1 protein-coding gene and 1 pseudogene are annotated in these 1,321 nt (G+C 50.3%); both read left to right on the forward strand.

What is annotated here, in order from left to right:
* Positions 1-340 (forward strand): annotated as a pseudogene (locus ABW391_RS29470) (carbohydrate ABC transporter substrate-binding protein); the annotation flags it as partial.
* Between the two features lie 108 nt (positions 341-448).
* On the forward strand, positions 449-1,321 hold an 873-nt coding region (locus tag ABW391_RS29475), incomplete at its 3' end, for an ABC transporter substrate-binding protein (RefSeq protein WP_353485483.1).

A 1,321-nucleotide genomic window follows, 5' to 3' on the forward strand; every position in this document is an offset into this window, starting at 1 on the left:
GGCCGGCAAATCTCGCGACGCTTTTTTGGCCAGTGGTTTTTACAATTTTCCGACCTACCCTCAGTTGGTGCCGGACCTCAAGCAATTGGTTGCCAATGACACTAAGGCGACGCCTTCTGACAAATACGCCATTTTTATGGATGCCGACAAATGGACCGTTAATGTAGGCTACCCGGGTTATGCCAATGCGGCCATCGACGAGATCTGGAAAGACTGGCTCATACCCAAAATGTTTGCCGATGCCGCATCCGGCCGTCTGACGCCGGAGGCTGCACTTGACCTTTATTCTGAACAGGCGACTCAGATTTTCAAGAAATGGCGAGCGCAGAAAAAAGTCTAGAACATAGTGGTTGGGTCGGCTGCGCTTAGCGTGGCTTGAATGATGAGTCAGGAGTGAGGAGTTAGTATTTTGATGCGAAGATTGTCTGGGTTTGTAGGGTGTGTGCTGTTGCTTGTCTTGACGTGTGGGGTCGTCTCTGCAGCCGATACCAAGAAAAAGCGCATCTTTATTGTCAGCAGTTACAACAAGGCCTATATTTGGTCACTGTCTACCCAAAAAGGCGTCAGTGCTGCCATGCTTAAGCTGGGTTATCTTGACACTGAGCAGCAAGTCAAACAGCTGCAACGAGACGACCAAGTCGAGTCTCGCAAAGCGGTGATCAAAAAAGACTGGATGGATACCAAGCGCAAAGACAGTCGTGCTGAGATGGCTATTTCAACATCGCGTATCTTGGCCGCGATACTGGCGTTTGGCCCTGATCTGGTCTTGTTGGGTGACGATAATGCTGCCAAACACATTGGGGGTCAACTGCTCGACTCCAAAATTCCGGTTGTGTTTTGGGGAATTAACGGTTTGCCCTTGAAGTATGGGCTCGTGGACAGTATGGATGCGCCCGGCCGAAATGTCACGGGTGTCTGGCAATCCGGGTATCACAAGGAAAGCCTAGATCTGCTGAAGAGACTGGTGCCCAATGCCAAGACATTTGCGATCCTCGCCTGCGATTCGGAGTCATCACGGCCCAATGTAAAGATGATTGAACAACTGGCTGAGCGCGGCAGTTTGCCTCTCAAGTTGGTGGATAAAGTGCTGACCAATTCACTTGATGAGTTCAAGGCGCGGGCATTGGCTCTGTCTAAAACAGTGGATGCTTTTTTCGTGCTCAATCACGATACCTTGCGTGATTCAAAAGGGAACCACGTTGATATGCTGGAGGTCGGTCGTTGGTACCTGAACAACATCAAGATTCCAGAGGCTTCGCATGAAGACCAATTTGTGCTGGAGGGGATGCTGCTCACCGCCAATGATTCGGGATATAACCAG

Source organism: Haliscomenobacter sp. (genome assembly GCF_040403615.1).
Lineage (GTDB): Bacteria > Bacteroidota > Bacteroidia > Chitinophagales > Saprospiraceae > Haliscomenobacter.